Genomic DNA, 17155 nt, shown 5'->3' on the forward strand with positions numbered 1-17155 from the left:
CTGGCCTGCCATCTGCCTTGCGTCACTTCGAACGCAAGGAAACGCAGATGTCCAAAAATCCCACCCCCAAACGGTTCGCCTTTGCCCTGACCGCCGCTGCCTCGGCCGCTGCCATGTTTGCCTTGGCGCCAGCGCCAGCTCTGGCCGTGCCCGCCGACGGTTACGCGGATTTGGTCGAAACCATTTCTCCCGCCGTTGTTTTTGTCGAAGTCACTGGCAAGTCACAGCCCGCGGCTGACCGGCAGGCGATGCCCAACGACAAGTTCATGGAGGAGTTCATGCGCCGTTTTGGCGGTCGGATTCCGGAATTCGGAAACGACCGCCCGGTCAAGGGCGCAGGCTCGGGCTTCGTAATCTCCGAGGAGGGGCTGATCGTCACCAACCACCATGTGATCGACAATGCGCAAACCGTTTCGGTCACCCTCGCCGACGGCAGCAAGCATGACGCCACCGTGATCGGTGCCGACCGGCTGACCGATATCGCGCTTTTGAAAGTCGAGGCGGATGCGCCGCTGACGGCAGTGGAGTTCGGCTCCTCTGACGAATTGCGCGTTGGCGACGAGGTGATCGCCATGGGCAGCCCCTTCGGCCTCGCCGGCACCGTGACCTCAGGCATCGTCTCGGCCACCTCGCGCAACATCAACTCCGGCCCCTTCGACGACTTCATCCAAACCGATGCAGCGATCAACAAGGGCAATTCCGGCGGGCCGCTGTTCAATGCCGAGGGCGAAGTCGTTGGCGTCAACACCATGATCTACTCGCCGGGCGGCGGTTCTGTCGGGATCGGCTTTGCGGTGCCCTCGGACATGGTGCAGAAGATCGTTGCCGACCTTGAAGACGATGGCGAAATCGCCCGCGGCTGGCTGGGCGTGCAGATCAAGCCGCTGTCTGAAGATGCTGCCAACGTGCTTGGCCGCGAGACCGGCAAGGGCGTGGTGATTGAAAGCGTAGTGGCCGAAAGCCCGGCGGCTGAGGCCGGTCTCAAACCCGGCGACGTGGTGCTGCGGTTCGGCGAGACTGAAATCAATGAGTTCCGCGACCTGACTGCCGCTGTAGCGGTGAACACTCCAGGCGAGGAAGCCAAAATCGAGGTACTGCGCAAGGGCAAGGAAGTGATCCTGAACGTGACCTTGGGCGACCGTGCCGGCCAGAACGCCTGAAACCCGCAAACCGGCCTTCCCTGCCTGGAAACAGGCAGGGATTGGGATGATCAGAGCTGCAGTCCGGCCGGCGGGGTATGCCCGCGCGGGGTCAGCCAGTCCCCTGGAACTGCTGAAAGTCGCAATTGCCGCAGCCTCGCCCCTTCAGAGCCTGTGCTTGCGGCAATCGCCTAAGTTAATGATGCCAAGCATGTGCACAGGTCTTCAACTGCGGCAGGAATGTCATCCTCATGGGTGCAGCCGAAGCCAAGCAGCAGCCCGTTCAGGTCCGGCCGCTGCACGCAGTAATAGGACAGCGCATAGGCAGACAGCCCGGCTGCGTCCAGCCTGTCCAGCACATCCATGTCCCGGGTGCCCGGCGGCAGGTCGGCAATCACGCGCAGGCCGCTGGTGTTCTGGCGCAGCGACACATGCGGGCTGGCGATGCGGTCAAAGCTGCTGATCATCGCCCTGCGGCGGCGCACATAAGCGCTGTGCATGCGGCGCATGTGGGTGCTCAGGTGGCCCTGGCCGATGAATTCCGCCAGCACCGCCTGCAGCCAGGTGTTGGGGCCGCGGTCGGTGATCGCGCTCAGCGCCATTAGCGGCCGGGCCAGCGCCGGGGGCGCGATGATGAACCCCAGCCGCAGCGACGGGAACAGCGCGTTGTTGAAGCTGGAAACATAGATCGTGCGGCCCTGATGATCGTCGCAATAGATCGCCGGATCGGGCCGGCCGCCGAACATGAACTCATTGTCCAGATCGTCCTCGATCAGCCAGGCATCTTTGCGGCGGGCCCAATCCATCCACTCCAGCCGCTGCGCAATCGGCATCACCGCACCCAGCGGGTACTGGCAGGAGGGGGTCAGATAGGCCAGCCGCGCGCCATCGGTCTGCGGGCCGTCCTGCGGAACTGCGGCGCCGGTTTCCGTTACCCGGACCGGCACGACGGTTCCGCCCTGGGCCAGAAAGCTCAGCCGCACTACCGGGCTGGAGGGATCCTCCATCAGCACCCTGCCGCCGGGGTCGAGCAGCAGCGCGGCAATCAGGTTCAGCGACTGCTGCGAGCCGTTGGTGACAATCACCTGCCCGGGGCTGCATTTCAGGCCGCGCCGGTTCAGCACATGATCGCAGATTGCCGCGCGCAGCGGCGCGTAGCCGCCGGGCTGGCCATAGGCCATCATGGTGCTGTCCAGCCGGTTGCGGATGCGGTTTTCGATGCGACCCCATATCTTGTGCGGAAACAGGTCGATGGCAGGCACATTGGCCAGAAACGGGCGTACCCGGACCGGGTCGAAATAGGAGGGATCCAGCCCCCCGGCTGCCGCGGCGCCGCGCTGCGACAGCCTGGGCGGCTGCGGCGCTTCCGCGGCAATGCCGGTGCCGGGGTGCAGGCCGGGAAACTCCGGATTCACGAAGGTGCCGGACCCGGTGCGGCTTTGCAGGTAGCCTTCGCTGGCCAGCTGCTCGAAAGCGGCGACCAGGGTGCTGCGGGCAATTCCGTGATGCTCTTTCAGCCAGCGGGTCGACGGCAGTTTCTGTCCGGGTTTGATGCCGCCGTCCTGGATCATCCGGCGCAGCTGCTGGACCAGTTGCAGATAAAGCGGCGTGGCCGATGTGCGGTCCAGCTGCAAAAACGGCAGCGGGGCAAAATGCTTGGTCTGCTCCGGCACTGGCGGCCCCCAAAATGGTTTGTATCATTTAACCAAAATGGACGTAGCGGGCAAAACCATTTTCTGCCACCACATCCTGGCCTGCCCCAGACGGGGCGTTTGAACAGCAACAGGCTGTATTGCCCTGTCCGGGGCGTGGTGCAGCCAGCAGGGAAACAACATGTCCGACATCATCAGCCACTACGTGGAACGGGCGGCCAAAGGCTTCATGACCCGTCGCGAATTCATCGGCCGCCTTGGCGCACTGGGGGTTGCCACCGCCAGCGCCAACAGCCTGCTGGCCTCCGCCGCCAGGGCGGAAGGTGCAAAAAAGGGCGGGCTGATCCGGTCCGGCCTGCAGGGCGGCGCCAGCACCGACAGCCTGGACCCGGCGCTGGCAGCCAGTTCGGTCGCCAACAACGTGCTGACCGCCTATGGCGATCTGCTGGTCGAAGTCAGCCCGCAGGGCGAAATCGTGCCGCGCCTGGCGGAAACGGTTGAAGCCAGCGCCGCCGCCAAGACCTGGACCTTCAAGATCCGCCAAGGGGTGGAGTTCCACAACGGCAAGACGCTGACACCGGAAGACGTGCTGAAGACCATGCAGCGCCACTCCAACGAGGACAGCCAGTCCGGCGCCCTGGGCATCATGCGCGGCATCGAGTCGATGAAGGCGGACGGCGATTACTTCAGCGTCACCCTGGAAACGCCGAATGCCGACCTGCCCTATCTGATGGCGGATTATCACCTGGTGGTGCAGCCGGAGGGCGGCATGGACGCGCCCGCTGCGGGCATAGGCACAGGCCCCTACACGGTTGACGTCAATAAACCCGGCGCCCGCCATGCCTTCAAAAAATTCGGGAACTACTGGGATACGGACCGCGGCCACGCCGAGGAGATCGAGATCCTGGTGCTGAACGACGACACCGCCCGCACCGCCGCGCTGCAAAGCGGCCAGGTGCATTTCATCAACCGGGTATCGCCCAAGATCGCCGGCCTGCTGGGCCGCGCGCCGGGCCTCCGGATCGAGAGCATTTCGGGCCGCGGCCATTACTGCTTCCTCATGCATTGCGACACCGCGCCTTTTGCCAGCAACGACCTGCGGATGGCGCTGAAGCTGGCGGTGGACCGGCAGGAGATGGTCGACAAAGTGCTGCGCGGCTATGGCAGCGTGGGCAACGACATGCCGATCAACGCCGCCTACCCGCTGTTCTCCGGCGATATCGAGCAGCGCAGCTATGACCCGGATCAGGCGCGCCACTACTACCAGAAGTCCGGCCACGATGGCCCGGTTGTTCTGAAAGTGTCCGACAACGCCTTTCCCGGCGCGGTGGATGCCGCGGCACTGTTCCAGCAGAGCGCGGCCAAGGCAGGCATCCCGCTGCAGATCGAGCGCGTCCCCAGCGACGGCTACTGGTCCGAGGTCTGGAACAAGGACCCCTTCTGCGCCTCCTACTGGGGCGGGCGCCCGGTGCAGGACCAGATGTTTTCGACCGCCTACAAATCCGATGCCGACTGGAACGACACCCGGTTCAAGAGGGAGGAATTCGATGCGCTGCTGCTGCAGGCCAAGGGAGAGCTCGACACCGCCAAGCGCACCGCGCTCTACCGCGAAATGGGCCTCATGGTGCGCGACGAGGGCGGCGCCATCATCCCGATGTTCAACGACTTCATCGACGGCGTCAGCGAACAGATCGGCGGCTGGGAGAACGATCCGGGCGGCGGCATGATGTACGACGGCGCGCTGGTGAAAACCTGGCTGCTGTAACTTGAGCTCCCCACGGCTTCGGCGGGCAGCCTCTCCGGGCTGCCCGCCATTTTAACGGTAGAGCCATTTTAACGGTAGAGAGGTGCAGCCGGTCACGTGCAACATCCGCATTGCATTGCTGCGGCTTGTGAAGTTGGCGTCTGGCTGGTCCCAGCACGACCCTGGCCAGGCCTCTACGCGCCCGAGGGGAAATAGCGGCCGCATCTCTCTCCTGGCACGCGAAGTCCCGCTCCCATTTCCACCGCTCCAGCGCACCCGTTTTCATGGCTGTCAGATCACCGCCCAGCCTGCGCCCACTATGCTCTGCTCTCAGGAAGACTCGAGGTATTCCGAGGTGCAGCAACCTTTCGCTCTTCGGCAACAAAAAGCGCTCATCGAAAGTGCGCTAGGCACTCATCGGCATACTGGAACTCAGTGGGCGAGAACCGCCGCTGAAACAAAATCCCACAGCCCCTTCAGGGCCTTGCGCATGGAGGCATTGCTCAGCACGCAGCGGTAGGCGCTGCCTTCGGCCAGTTCAATGATCAGCTGTGCCGTCTCCCGCGGATCGGGCAGGCGGCGCAGGTCGCCTTCGGCAATACCGCGCTCCAGAACCGCCGTCAGCGCGGCGGCCAACTGCTCCCGATTGTCCATGAACATCGCGGCAATGTCGGGCTTGCGAATGGCCTCGCCGGAAATCTCCAGCGTCAGGATCACGGTATCCGGATCCGCCAGGTATTTGGCATAGGCCGCCACAAACTTTTTCAGAACTTTCGGCGCCGGGGCCGGGCCGGCCAGCATCTTCAGAAACGGCGCCAGCTCCAGCCGCTCCAGCGCCGCGATCTCTGCCAGCAGGTCATGCTTGCCCGGGAAGTGATTATAAAGATTGCCCAGGCTCACCCCGGCCTTCTTTGCAATATCCCGCACCCCGGTCTGGTGATAGCCGTTCTCCAGAAAGCACTCCAGCGCCGCCTCCAGGATCTGCGCCCGGCGCTGTGCAATTGCCTTTTCCCGTTTCGATTCGGCCTTGTCTTCTCCGGCAGGCATTTTTTCGGAACACTCCTTGAACGAACGATCGTTCACTGTATATGCCAGATAACACCGCCCCGCAAGGGGCAGTGATTCTGGTTTCGGCGGGAAAGGCAGCAGATGGCAAACACAACACCCAAGGCTCCGGCGCGGCGCGGCAGGCAATGGCTGTGGCTGGCCGTTTCGGTGGCGGTCCTGGCCGCGGTTGTCCTGCTGCTGTTTGAGACCGAAGACACCGCCGATGTGACCCGCACGGCAGCGCCGCCGCCTGCCCCCGCGGTTTCGGTCATCGCGGTTTCGCCCGGCCCGGCCCGGGCTGTTGTCTCCACCTACGCCGAGCTGCGCCCGCGCTGGGATGCTGAACTGCGCTCTGCGGTCTCCGGCCGGATCCTAGCGGTACATGACGGTGCACTGGCCGGCTCCCGGGCTGCCGAAGGCACGTCGTTGTTTTCCATCGAGAAAACCCGCTATGAAACCGCCGCCGCCGCGGCTGAACTGTCTCTGGAACAGGCCCGGCTTTCGTTGCTTCAGGCCCGGAACAAGGTGACCGTTGCCCAGCGGCAGTTTGCCCGCGACGGCGCCAGCCCGCCCAATGACCTGGCGCTTCACCTGCCGCAGCTGCGGATCGCCGAACGCAATGTGGCCGCCGCCAAGGCGCAGCTGCAGACCGCGCAGCGCGATCTGGCGGATTGCGAGGTCACGGCCCCCTTCTCCGGGTTTGTCACCCGCCGCCTGGCCAGCCTCGGCCAGACCGTAAACGCGGGCGATCCCCTGCTGCAACTGGCCGATGACCGCCAGTTCGAAATCACCGCCGGGCTGAGCCAGGAGGACTGGAAGCTGCTGCAACAGCCCGTCACCGGCCAGATGGCAGACCTTTACCACCGCAACGGCCAGCCCCTCGGCCAGGCCCGGATCCGCCAGGGCGGCGGATTCCTCGATCAGAAAACCCGCCAGATGCGCATCTTTCTGGAGGTCACGGACCCGCAACAGGCGGTGCTCGCGGGCGACTTCCTGCGCGTTGCCTTCCGCGGGCGGGAGCTTTCCAATACCCTCACCCTTCCCGAAGGCACATTGACCCGGGCCGGGCATATCTGGCTGGTCGACGGCGCCGGCCTCCTGCAGCGCATCACCCCCAGGGTGCTGTTCCGGCACGGCGGGAACATCACTATCGCCGCGCCTGACGGAACCGGCCCCTGGCAGGTGGCCCGGACACCGCTGGCCTCCTTCCTGCCCGGCCAGCGCGTCAGCCCGAAACCGGCGGAGAGCTGAGCCATGCACGCCCTGACAGCCTGGTTCATCCGCAACCCCGTCGCCGCCAACCTGATGATGGCACTGATCCTGTTCCTTGGGGTGCAGACCCTGATGTCGATCCGGATCGAAGGCTTCCCTCGCATCCCGCCGGAAAGCGTCGAAATTTCCATCGAATACCCAGGCGCCACCGCGGCCCAGGTGGATGATCTGGTGACGCAAAAAGCCGAACAGGCGCTCGAAGGCCTGGAGGGTGTGCGCAGCATCACCTCGCTGTCGGCCAACGGCCTCAGCACCATCTCGGTCCGCCGCGCGGGCGGCGAGAAACTGCAGGCGGTGCTGGACCGGGTCCGCATCCGCATCGACGGGCTGGCCGATCTGCCGGACAAGGCCCGCCGCCCGGTGATCGAGGCGTCCGGCTTCGACTTCCCGGCGCTGTACGTGAACCTGCACGGCCAAGCCGACCCGGCCACCCTGCAAACCCTGGCCCAACGGCTGAAGGAGGAGCTGCTGGCCCAGCCGGAACTGTCGCGGCTCAAGATCTGGGGCCTGATCCCGCGCGAGCTGCGGATCGAGGCTGACCCGGAACGGCTGCGCCAGTACGGGCTGACGGCCGGCGATGTGGCTGCGGCGATCCAGTCCAACTCGCTGACCTTCCAGGCGGGCCAGCTGCGCACCGGGGATGGCACCATCCACCTGCGCGCCGACAACCGTGCCCGCTACGCCCCCGAGTACGGTGCCCTGCCAGTGATTGAACGTGAAGACGGCTCGCATGTGCCGCTGCGCGACATCGCCACAATCGAGGACGGCCACCTGGAGGGCGACTTCCTGTTTCGCCTCAACGGCAGCCCCACTGTCGGCATGGAGGTGCTGGTCGGGCAAAAGGAAAACCTGCTGGAAATCAGCCGCGTTGTCCGCAGCGTGGCGGCGGACTTCGAACGCCAGCTGCCGCCCTCGGTCCGGATTGAGGTCTGGGGCGACAGCGCTGGCTACATCGCCGACCGGCTGGCCCTGCTCAAATCCAACGGCGTGCAGGGGCTGATCCTGGTGGCGTTGATGCTGTCAGTCTTCCTGAACGTGCGGCTGGCGTTCTGGGTGGCAATGGGCATCCCGATCTCGGTCATGGGCGCCATCGCGGTGGCCGGGTCGAAATGGGTGGACTACTCGCTGAACGACGTGACCACCTTCGGCTTGATCCTCGCATTGGGGATCCTGGTCGACGACGCGGTGGTGGTAGGCGAAAGCGTGTTCGAGGAACGCCGCAAGGTGAAAGACCCGGTAGCAGGCACCGAAAAAGGCGTGCACAAGGTCGCCGTGGCAACCGTCTTTGGCGTGCTGACCACGATCGCCGCCTTCTTTCCGATGCTGCTGATCGACAACCCGCTGGGCAAGGCGCTGGCCGGTTTCTCCGGCATCGTGATCCTGGCCCTGATCTTCTCCCTGATCGAAAGCAAGTTCATCCTGCCCGCACACCTGGCCCATGTGCCGCTGCAGCCACGCCGCCGCTACCTGCTCAGCCGCCTGTGGGGCCGCGTGCAGGACGGCGCCCGGGGCGGGCTCTGCTGGGTCCGCGACCGGATTTACCAGCCGCTTCTAGTGGTCTCCGTCGCCTACCGCTACGCCGTGCTCGTGCTGTTCATCGCCGCGGCCTTTCTGGGGCTGGGGCTGATGGTGAAGGGCAAAGTCCGCACCGTTTTCTTCCCTGAGGTCCCGGGCCAGGTGATCACCGTGAACCTGGAAATGGACGCCCGCGCGCCCTTTGCCCTGACCCGCGCAAATGTGGACCGGATCGAGGCGGCGGGCCATGCGCTGAACCGGGAGCTGGCGGAACAGACCGGGATGGAAACCCCGCCGGTCAAAACCTTCTTCACCATCATCAGCAGCGCAGGCAGCGCCCAGATCTATGCCGAGATGCTGCCGGTGGCAGACCGCCCCGATGTCCCGATCCTGGACGTGGTCCGCCTGTGGCGCGAACGCACCGGCGCGGTCGAGGGCGCAACCGAGCTGGATTTCACCGGCTCCGAGGAGCTGGCAGGCGGCTTCCGCATCCGCCTGATGTCCAAGGACGAAGACCTGCTGCGCCAGGCCAGCGACGAGATGCGCAGCTTTCTTGGCGGCATCGAAGGTGTGTCCAGCATCCGCGACGGGATGGCCGGCGGCCAGCCCGAGCTGAAACTGCGCCTGCGCCCTGACGCCCGCAATCTCGGCTTCACCGCGGAAACCCTGGCCAGCCAGATCGGCAACGGCTTCGGCGGTGCCGAAGTTGCCCGTATCCGCCGGGACGGGTCAGAAATCCGGGTGCTGGTGCAGAACGACCGCGCGGCCCGCGACACCATCAGCGACCTGATGCAGCTGCGCCTGCGCAGCAACACTGGCGCCTGGGTGCCGCTGGGGATCGTCGCCGATATCGAGGGCAGCTATGTCTCTGGCGTGATCCACCGCCGCGACGGGCGGCGCGTCAATACCGTGGCGGCAGCAATCGACCGTGCAGTGGCCGCGCCCGGCGAAGTCGGCCAGGCCGTATTCGAACAGCTGGTGCCGCAGCTGGCCGCCAAATACCCCAGCGTCCAAATCGCCGCGGCGGGCGAGCTGGAGGAGACAGAGGAAATTCAGGGCGGGCTGCTCCGCGCACTGATCCTCGCGGCCGTCCTGATCTATGTGCTGATGGCGGTGCCGCTCCAAAGCTACTGGCAGCCCTTCGTGATCCTCGCCATCGTGCCCTTCGGCTTTGTCGCCGCCGCCGTCGGCCATCTGATCATGGATGTGCCGCTGTCGCTCTTGTCTTTCTTCGGAATGCTCGCGCTCACCGGCGTGATCGTGAACGACAGCCTGGTGATGATCACCCGCTACAATCAGGCCCGCGAAGGGGGCGGGACAGTTGCCGGCGCTCTGCATCAGGCCGGTATCGGCCGCTTCCAGGCGATTTTCCTGACCACTGCAACCACGGTGACCGGCCTGCTGCCGCTTCTGTCGGAAACCTCCGAGCAGGCGCAATACCTGATCCCCGCCGCGGTCTCCCTGGCTTTTGGCGAGCTGTTCGGAACCGCCCTGATGCTCATTCTGGTGCCGGTACTGATCGCCATCGCAGAGGACATCATCGCCTTCTTCCGCCTCCCCTCTTCCCCGCAACCTGAACACAGGACACCCGCATGACCCGCTTCCTCACACTCGCCGCCGCTATGACAGCTCTCTCCTCCCCCGCTTCGGCCGAGGGTTTGCGCCTCACCATCGACGGCATCCGCAACAGCCAAGGCAATATCCTGATCGCCGTCGTCAGCGAGGCCAAGGCCTACGAAAAGCTGGACTTCTGGCAGGCCGAAGCCTTTGCCGCGGTCCCCGCCCGCCCCGGAAGCACTGCGCATGCCTTCCCGGACTTGACCGCAGGCCCCTATGCGGTGGTTCTTTTTCACGACGAAAACGGCGACGAGGACTTGAACTTCAAAGGCGACCAGCCGCTGGAAGGCATCGGCGTTTCAGGCGCCGGCAGCCCGCAGGACGAACCCGGTTTCGCCGAAGCCTCGGTTGGCCCGGGCAATACCACAATCCATGTGTTTTACGGCGGGTGACTGCGATGCTGGCTGACCGGGGTCTGACCCTTCTATCACTGCTGACAGTCTTCAAGGGACGCATCGCCCTCACCTGGGCGCTGACGCTGGGCGAGGCTGCCCTGACCGCGCTAGTTCCGCTGTTCATCGGCTTTGCCATCGACGGGCTCTTGGACGAAAACCCCCGCGCTCTGTGGCATCTGGCGGGCCTCTTGGCCGCGCTGATTGCGCTTGGTGTCACCCGCAGGCTCTATGACACCCGCGCCTATGGCACCATCCGCGTCGAACTGGGCAAGGCGCAGGCGGCGCGCTCCGCCACCCTGCCGGTCTCAGCCCTGAACGCCCGGCTGGACATGGGGCGCGAGCTGGTGGACTTCCTGGAAGACACCCTGCCCTCCGCGATGGCCGCAGGCGTGCAATTCGCGGTCTCCATCACGGTGCTGTTTGCCTTTGCGCATCAGCTGGCCCTGGCCGCCCTGGCCGCCGCCTTTGGCATGGCCGCCGTCTATACCCTGTTCCACCGCCGTTTCTTCCGCCTCAACGGCCATCTCAACCAGCAGACTGAACGCCAGGTCGGCGTGCTGGAGAGGCGGGCACCGCAGGCAACGCTGGCCCATTTGCAGCGCCTGCGCCGCTTCGAGGTGCAGCTCTCCAACACCGAAGCCGTCCTCTATGGCGCGGTCTTTGCGCTGCTGCTGGCGCTGGTCCTGTTTAATCTCTGGTTCGCCGCCGCAATGATGACGGTCACCGCCGGTGCAGTGTTTTCGATTGTCGCATATTCCTGGGACTTTGCCGAGGCCTCGCTAAGCCTGCCAGTCACCCTGCAAACCTGGTCGCGGCTTTCTGAGATCACGAACCGGCTGAACCGGGCGACTGTTCCCGGGAGTTCTCCTTAAACACGCCAATTCTACTTCAGCACACGAGCTTAGGCTCTGGACCCATTGATTTGGTTGCGGTCGCCGCGCCGGGCTGTTTCAATCTCCCGGACCTCAGGAGGCGTGAAGAGCAACTCGTTTTGGCTGACCGACGAACAATTGGCGCGGTTGAGGCCGTACTTTCTGAAGAGCCACGGTTAGCCGCGTGCGGATGATCGGCGCGTCTTGAGCGGGATAATCTTCATCAATCGTAATGGCTTGCGCTGGTGCGATGCGTCCAGGGAGCATGGCCCGCCGAAGACGCTCTACAACCGTTGGAAGCGGTGGAGCGACAAGGGCGCGTTTGCCCGGATCATGGCAGGGCTGGCTGCCGGGCACGCGGTTTACAAGGCAGTCATGATTGGCGCGGCCTATCTCAAGGCCCACCGCACAGCGACCAGCATAGCCGCGAAAAAGGGGGGGCCTGGGCGCCTGATTGGTCGCACCAAGGGCGGCATGAACTCCAAGTTGCATGCCATCTGCGACAGCCAGGGCCGACCGCTCAACCTGTTCGTCACCACCGGGCAAGTCAGCGAATACATTGGAGCACGGGCATTGCTGAGCAGCTTGCCCAAGGCGGATTGGCTCCTTGGCGATAGAGGTTACGACGCCGACTGGTTCCGAGGAGCCTTGAACGACAGAGGGATGCGCCCTTGCATCCCAGGCAGGAACTCGCGTGACAAACCCGTCCGATACGACCAGCGCAGGTACCAGCGACGCAACCGCATCGAGATCATGTTCGGCAGGCTAAAGGACTGGCGGCGTGCCGCTGCACGTTACGACAGGCGCCCGAAGGTCTTCCTCTCAGCCATCGCACTCGCTGCCGCCGTCATCTTCTGGCTCTGAAACTCAATGAGATGCTGTAACGGGGCTTGCGTTGCACACTGCCCGTTACCGCTCGCATGCTGACAGGTCAGCTGCCGACGCTCCCGCATAGGATCCACATGGAGGACTACGGGATGAGATTGTTTGTCGGACTGGATGTATCATTGGCCAAGACCGCGATCTGCGTGATCAGCGAGCATGGCAAGATCATCAAAGAGGCAGAGGTTGAGAGCGAACCCGGGGTTCTGACGCGCTGGCTGGGCGATCTGGACGGCAGCATTGCCACGATTGGCCTGCAGGCTGGGCCACTGTCGCAATGGCTGCACCGAGGGCTGACCGAAGCTGGCCTCGACGCTGTGCTCATGGAAACGCGCCAGGTGAAAGGCGCGCTGAAGGCCATGCCGGTCAAGACGGACCGCCGGGATGCCGAGGGGATTGCGCGCCTGCTTCACCTCGGCTGGTTCCGCCCGGTCCACTGCAAATCAGTTTCGGCACAGGAGGGCCGCGCCGTTCTCGGCGCCCGGAAAGCCATTCAACAAGGCATGATCGCATTGGAAATGTCGTTGCGCGGGCTGCTGAGGAACTTTGGTCTCAAGGTCGGCGCAATTTCTCGCGGCAGGTTCGACGGCCGCATACGGGAACTGGCAGACGGCAACCCCATGCTGGAAACCACGACTGAGCCGATGCTGCGCGCCAGAGCTTCCCTGCGCCAGGAGCTCGCCACCCTCGCAAGGCAAGTTCGCCAGCTCGCCCAGGACGATCCTGTTTGCCACCGCCTGATGACGATGCCTGGGGTTGGGGCTGTCGTGGCGCTCACCTTCTGCTCCGCAGTGGACGATCCGGCGCGCTTCTCCGATTGCGCCCGCAAGTTCGGGAAGGGTGACGGGAGCCTGTGCCAGCCCCTCCGGTCTCACGCTGCCAGCTGTGCCTCCACCTGCTGGATGGCGCGTTCCAGAATGTCGAACATCTCGTCGATCTGCGCGAGAGTTATGATCAGCGGCGGCGAGAACACCGCCATGTTGATCAGCGGGCGCACGATCAGGCCCATCTCCTCGCAAGCCGCATCGATCATCGAGCCCAGCTTGCGCTCGGCCTCCAGATCCTCTGCCTGGCATTCGATGCAGCCCAGCAGCCCCTCGCCGCGGGCGTCGCCGACAATGTTGAATTTCATCAGATCGCGCAGGCGGGACTGGAAATGCGGAGTGACGGCGCGGACATGCTCGAGGATGCCTTCACGCTCGATGATCTCGATGTTCTTGAGCGCCGCAACGCAGGACACCGGGTGGCCGGAATAGGTGTAGCCGTTGGTGTAGGAGGACGGGCTGCCCAGATGGCTCATCTGCTCCATGACGCGGTCCGAGATAATGCAGGCGCCCAGCGGCAGGTAGCCCGAAGTCAGCCCCTTGGCACAGGTGATCATGTCGGGCTGGATGCCAAAGACCTCCTCGGAGGCGAACCAATGGCCAAGGCGGCCAAAGCCGGTCACCACCTCGTCGGAGATATAGAGGATGTCATTGGCCCGGCACAGCTCCCAGGTCCGCTTGTGATAGCCGGGCGCCGGCACGATGACGCCACCGGAAGACAGGATCGGCTCGGCGATGAAGGCGCCGATGTTGTCCGCACCGATCTCCGCAATGGCGGCTTCCAGGTCCGCAACCTTGGCATCGCACCAGGCCTCGACACTCATGCCTGAGGGGCGGCGGTAGGGGTTCACGTCTGGCAGGAAATGCGTCAGCCGGCTCTCGAAATCGAAATGGCTCTGGTCACGTTCTTTGCCGGTCACCGAATGGGCCAGGTAGGTGGAGCCGTGGTAGCCCTTTTCGCGGGTAAGGATCTTTTTCTTCTCCGGCTTGCCGCGGCGGTTGTTCATGTACTGCATGGTGCGCAGCGCCGTATCCACCGCGGTGGAGCCGCCGGTGGTGAAGAAGACGTTGTTCAGATCGCCCGGCGCCATATCCGCGATCTTTTTAGCCAGCACCGCCGAAGGCTCGGTGGTGTTGGTGAAAGGCGAGGTATAGGGCAGCTTCATCACCTGTTTGGCAATGGCGTCCGCCATTTCCCGGCGGCCATAGCCGATCTGGGTGCACCACATGCCGCCCGGCCCGTCGATGTAGCGCTTGCCGGAAGCGTCCCACAGGTGGATGCCGTCGGCGCTGTCCATTAGCATGTTGTCATAGCCGCGCCAGTCGTCCATGGCCATCCAGGGATGCAGCTGATGGGTCCGGTCCCACTCATGCAGGGTGTCCGGGCTCGGTTCATTTGCGAAGCTGTTCGGAGTCATCTTGGTCATAGCGGTACCTGTTACGGATTAGAGCGGGCGCGGCGGGGTTGCCCGCGCGCGGCTGTTGATAAAGAAGGGTTTTGCTTCAATGGTGACCGGCACCAGGTGTCTGTCCCATTGGCCTTCCTCGTTGACGTAAACTTCGGCCCAGAGGTCATCGGTGATGGCTTCGCCGAACGGCGCCTTGAAATCGGCCAGCGCGATGTTGCGCTTGGTCGTGGGGGACCAGACACCCGAAGTCACGTGCCCCACCTCTTTCTTCTTCTTGTGGTAGATCAGCGCGCCATCCGCCGACTTGAAGCCGCCGATCTCGATCTTGCGCAGGTGGTAGCGCAGGCCGCTCTTTTGCTGGTCCAGCAGCGCCCGGCGGCCATTGAAGTGGCCCTTGGTGAAATCGACCATCTTGCCAAAACCCAGCTCCAGCGGGCTGCGGCCGCGGCCCAGCCGCATGGCGGTATGCACCGGCTGGAAGTCGAAGCCCGCGGCGACGAACCCGGCCTCGACCCGGCAGATGTTGAGCGCGTCGAAGCCAATCGCCTTCAGCCCCCAGTGGCCGCCCTTGGCCCACAGCCGGTCCCACAGCTCCAGTGCCTTGGCGTTGGGCACCCAAAGCTCATAGCCCAGATCGCCGGTGAATCCGGTGCGCGAGACCCACAGATCCGGCTCTATCTCGCGCCAGTCAAAGCGCTTCATCTCCGCCACACCCTGCAGCCCCGCGTCCTGCAGCAACGAGAACGACGTGGGGCCTTGCAGCGACAGCGCCGCAATCTCATGGCTCTCGTCTGTGATCTCCGCGTAAAAGCCCCAGGCGGTGTCCAGCAGCCACGTGTACATCGGCTCCTGGCAGCACAGGCGGTAATCCGTTTCCGAGAAGCGGAACAGCGTGCCGTCATCGATCACCATGCCTTCTTCGTCGCACCACAGGACATAGCCGACCCGCCCGTCGCGCAGCTTGGCGGCGTCGCGGGTCACCAGCCGGTTCACCACCCGCAGCGCATCCGGCCCGGTGATGCGATATTTGTGCATCGGAGAGATGTCGAACAGGGTTGTCTGATTGCGGATCGCAAAATACTCGAACTCCACCGTGTCCAGCATCGCAGCCGAAGCATAACCAGCCCAGTTGGTCCAGGCTTTGGCCGTGCTGTGCCTGTCCAGACGCGGCTGGAACGGGGTTTCAATCAGGCCGATGGGTACATGTTTGGTCATCAGAGAACCCCGTCTTTCAGCAATTGCATGGCGCTGTTGCGTCCGGCCAGCCCGGTCACGTCACCGCCCGGATGGGTCCCTGCGCCGCAGAGGTAGTAGCCCTCGGGGCCAAACCGGTAATGCGCCATACCGTTGGCGGGCCGCACGGTCAGGATCTGGTCGACGCCCATTTCCGCATGGTGCCAGTGGCCACCCGGCGCACCGGTCCGCGCCTCGATGCAGGCAGGACTGAGCACTTGGCGTTCCTTGACCAGCGCACTGATGCCCGGCGCATATTTTTCCAGCGTTGCGAGTGTGACGGCTGCCAGCCGTTCACGGGCGGCCTCATCCCAGCCGCCCTCCAGCCCGTAGGGAACGGAGCTGACCACGGCCGACAGCACATGCTGCCCTCCGCCCGCCACTTCTGGATCTGTCAGGCTCGGAATGACGGCCTCGATCACCGGGTTTGCGGGCATTTCGCCGTATTTTGCCGGGTTGAAGGCGCGCTCCACATAGGTGGCGCTGGGCGCGATCAGCAGCCGGCCTGCCGCCAGTTCCGGGCTGAGCCCGGTAAATACGGGCGCGGCACTCAGAGCCAGGTTCACCTTGGCCGCGGTGCCCTTGCAGCGCTGGTTGCGCATCCGGCGCACTGGTTCCACGTCGTAATGCTCCGCCCCCGCCAGCATCATCGCGGGCATCGGTCCGGTGTTGCTCAGTACTGCCCGGGCGGAAAGCACGGTGCCGTCCTCCAGCACCACGCCTGCAGCGCGATCGTTTTCGGTCAATACCCGGGCCACGCCGGTACCGGTGCGGATTTCGGCCCCGGCGGCGCGGGCCGCTGCCTCAAACGCTGCCGCAACCGCGCCCATGCCGCCCATCGGCAGCTGCGCGCCGTCGCCCTGCCCCAGCCGGTACATAAGCGTGAAAACGGTCCCGGGCGAGCGCGGCCCGGCAAAGGCGCCGCGCACCGCATCCGCCGCCTGCGCACCGGCCAGCGGGCCGTCCTCGAGGTCGTCGAGGATCAGGTCATAGGCGTTGGACAGCAGCACGCGGAGAAACTCGCGCATGTCCTTTTTGCCCATCCGCTTCAGATCCAGCCCCAGCTTGGCCAGCCCGGCAAGCTCCGTCAGTGTGCCTAAGCTAGCCAGACCGCCCTCAAGCGAGGGCGGGGATTTGGTTGAAAGCTGCCCCAGCAGCCCGGCAAACAGCGTCAGGCGGCGCATCATTTCGTCAAAGGCTGCGGCCTCCGGGTGCGGCCGGCCGTCTGCCAGCTCCGCCCTGCCGCTGCGGATCACCGCATGATTGCCGTCCTCCGACAGTGAAACGGCGGGCAGTTCGCGCAGTTCCAGCGGCGCGCGGGCGGTGCCGAGGCCCAATTCCTTTTTCACCTTAGGGTGAAGGTTGTAGAGCAGATGCGCGATTTCCGGCGCCTTGATGCCGCCGGCCAGCGTGGTGTTGCGGGCCATGCCGCCGGCGGTTGCGTTCCTTTCGATCACGCAGACCGATTTTCCCTTGCGCGCCAAGGTTGCTGCCGCGGCCAGCCCGTTGTGGCCGGCGCCGATGACAATTGCGTCGTAGGTGGGTGTGGTCATC

At 64.6% G+C, this 17155-nt stretch carries 11 protein-coding genes and 2 pseudogenes; 8 read left to right on the forward strand and 5 right to left on the reverse strand.

Annotated features, from left to right (window positions below):
- Nucleotides 1-47 precede the first annotated feature (47 nt).
- Nucleotides 48-1160 (forward strand): S1C family serine protease, encoded by a 1113-nt coding sequence (locus tag AC58NV_RS13370; protein ID WP_497227568.1) that lies wholly within the window; start codon nucleotides 48-50, stop codon nucleotides 1158-1160.
- Between the two features lie 170 nt (nucleotides 1161-1330).
- On the opposite strand, the gene pdxR is transcribed toward AC58NV_RS13370, so the two are convergent.
- Entirely contained in the window at nucleotides 1331-2812 is a 1482-nt protein-coding gene (pdxR, locus tag AC58NV_RS13375; RefSeq protein WP_497227569.1) for a MocR-like pyridoxine biosynthesis transcription factor PdxR, read from the reverse strand.
- Between the two features lie 160 nt (nucleotides 2813-2972).
- On the opposite strand from pdxR, the gene AC58NV_RS13380 reads away from it, so the two are divergent.
- Complete coding sequence (locus tag AC58NV_RS13380) at nucleotides 2973-4556, forward strand: ABC transporter substrate-binding protein (RefSeq protein WP_497227570.1); 1584 nt, start codon at nucleotides 2973-2975, stop codon at nucleotides 4554-4556.
- A gap of 411 nt (nucleotides 4557-4967) precedes the next feature.
- On the opposite strand, the gene AC58NV_RS13385 is transcribed toward AC58NV_RS13380, so the two are convergent.
- A complete protein-coding gene (locus AC58NV_RS13385; protein WP_497227571.1) occupies nucleotides 4968-5582 on the reverse strand; it encodes a TetR/AcrR family transcriptional regulator in 615 nt (204 codons plus the stop codon).
- Between the two features lie 102 nt (nucleotides 5583-5684).
- On the opposite strand from AC58NV_RS13385, the gene AC58NV_RS13390 reads away from it, so the two are divergent.
- The 6 genes and pseudogenes from AC58NV_RS13390 to AC58NV_RS13415 all read left to right on the forward strand — a co-directional run.
- Nucleotides 5685-6833: an efflux RND transporter periplasmic adaptor subunit gene (locus AC58NV_RS13390; protein WP_497227572.1), complete on the forward strand. Its 1149-nt coding sequence runs from the start codon at nucleotides 5685-5687 to the stop codon at nucleotides 6831-6833.
- 3 nt (nucleotides 6834-6836) lie between these two features.
- Complete coding sequence (locus tag AC58NV_RS13395) at nucleotides 6837-9965, forward strand: efflux RND transporter permease subunit (protein WP_497227573.1); 3129 nt, start codon at nucleotides 6837-6839, stop codon at nucleotides 9963-9965.
- The gene (locus tag AC58NV_RS13400) at nucleotides 9962-10378 is read left to right on the forward strand and encodes a DUF2141 domain-containing protein (protein WP_497227574.1); all 417 of its coding nucleotides are present in this window, start codon (nucleotides 9962-9964) and stop codon (nucleotides 10376-10378) included. Before AC58NV_RS13395 ends, AC58NV_RS13400 begins: the two co-directional genes overlap by 4 nt.
- 5 nt (nucleotides 10379-10383) lie before the next feature.
- The gene (locus AC58NV_RS13405; RefSeq protein WP_497227575.1) at nucleotides 10384-11253 is read left to right on the forward strand and encodes an ABC transporter six-transmembrane domain-containing protein; all 870 of its coding nucleotides are present in this window, start codon (nucleotides 10384-10386) and stop codon (nucleotides 11251-11253) included.
- 102 nt (nucleotides 11254-11355) lie between these two features.
- A pseudogene (locus AC58NV_RS13410) lies at nucleotides 11356-12117 on the forward strand (IS5 family transposase).
- A gap of 113 nt (nucleotides 12118-12230) precedes the next feature.
- Nucleotides 12231-12951, forward strand: a pseudogene (locus tag AC58NV_RS13415) (IS110 family RNA-guided transposase); the annotation flags it as partial.
- Between the two features lie 55 nt (nucleotides 12952-13006).
- Here the strand turns inward: AC58NV_RS13415 and AC58NV_RS13420 are convergent.
- From AC58NV_RS13420 to AC58NV_RS13430, 3 genes are read right to left on the reverse strand one after another with little or no spacing between them, the layout of a single operon-like run.
- Nucleotides 13007-14386, reverse strand: a complete 1380-nt coding sequence (locus AC58NV_RS13420; protein WP_497227576.1) for an aminotransferase — start codon at nucleotides 14384-14386, stop codon at nucleotides 13007-13009.
- Nucleotides 14387-14404: 18 nt separating this feature from the next.
- On the reverse strand, nucleotides 14405-15583 hold the full coding sequence (locus AC58NV_RS13425) for an aminomethyl transferase family protein (RefSeq protein WP_497227577.1): 1179 nt from the start codon (nucleotides 15581-15583) through the stop codon (nucleotides 14405-14407).
- Nucleotides 15583-17154: a phytoene desaturase family protein gene (locus tag AC58NV_RS13430; RefSeq protein ID WP_497227578.1), complete on the reverse strand. Its 1572-nt coding sequence runs from the start codon at nucleotides 17152-17154 to the stop codon at nucleotides 15583-15585. Before AC58NV_RS13430 ends, AC58NV_RS13425 begins: the two co-directional genes overlap by 1 nt.
- Nucleotide 17155: the final 1 nt, after the last annotated feature.

It is taken from the genome of Leisingera sp. ANG49, assembly GCF_059694505.1.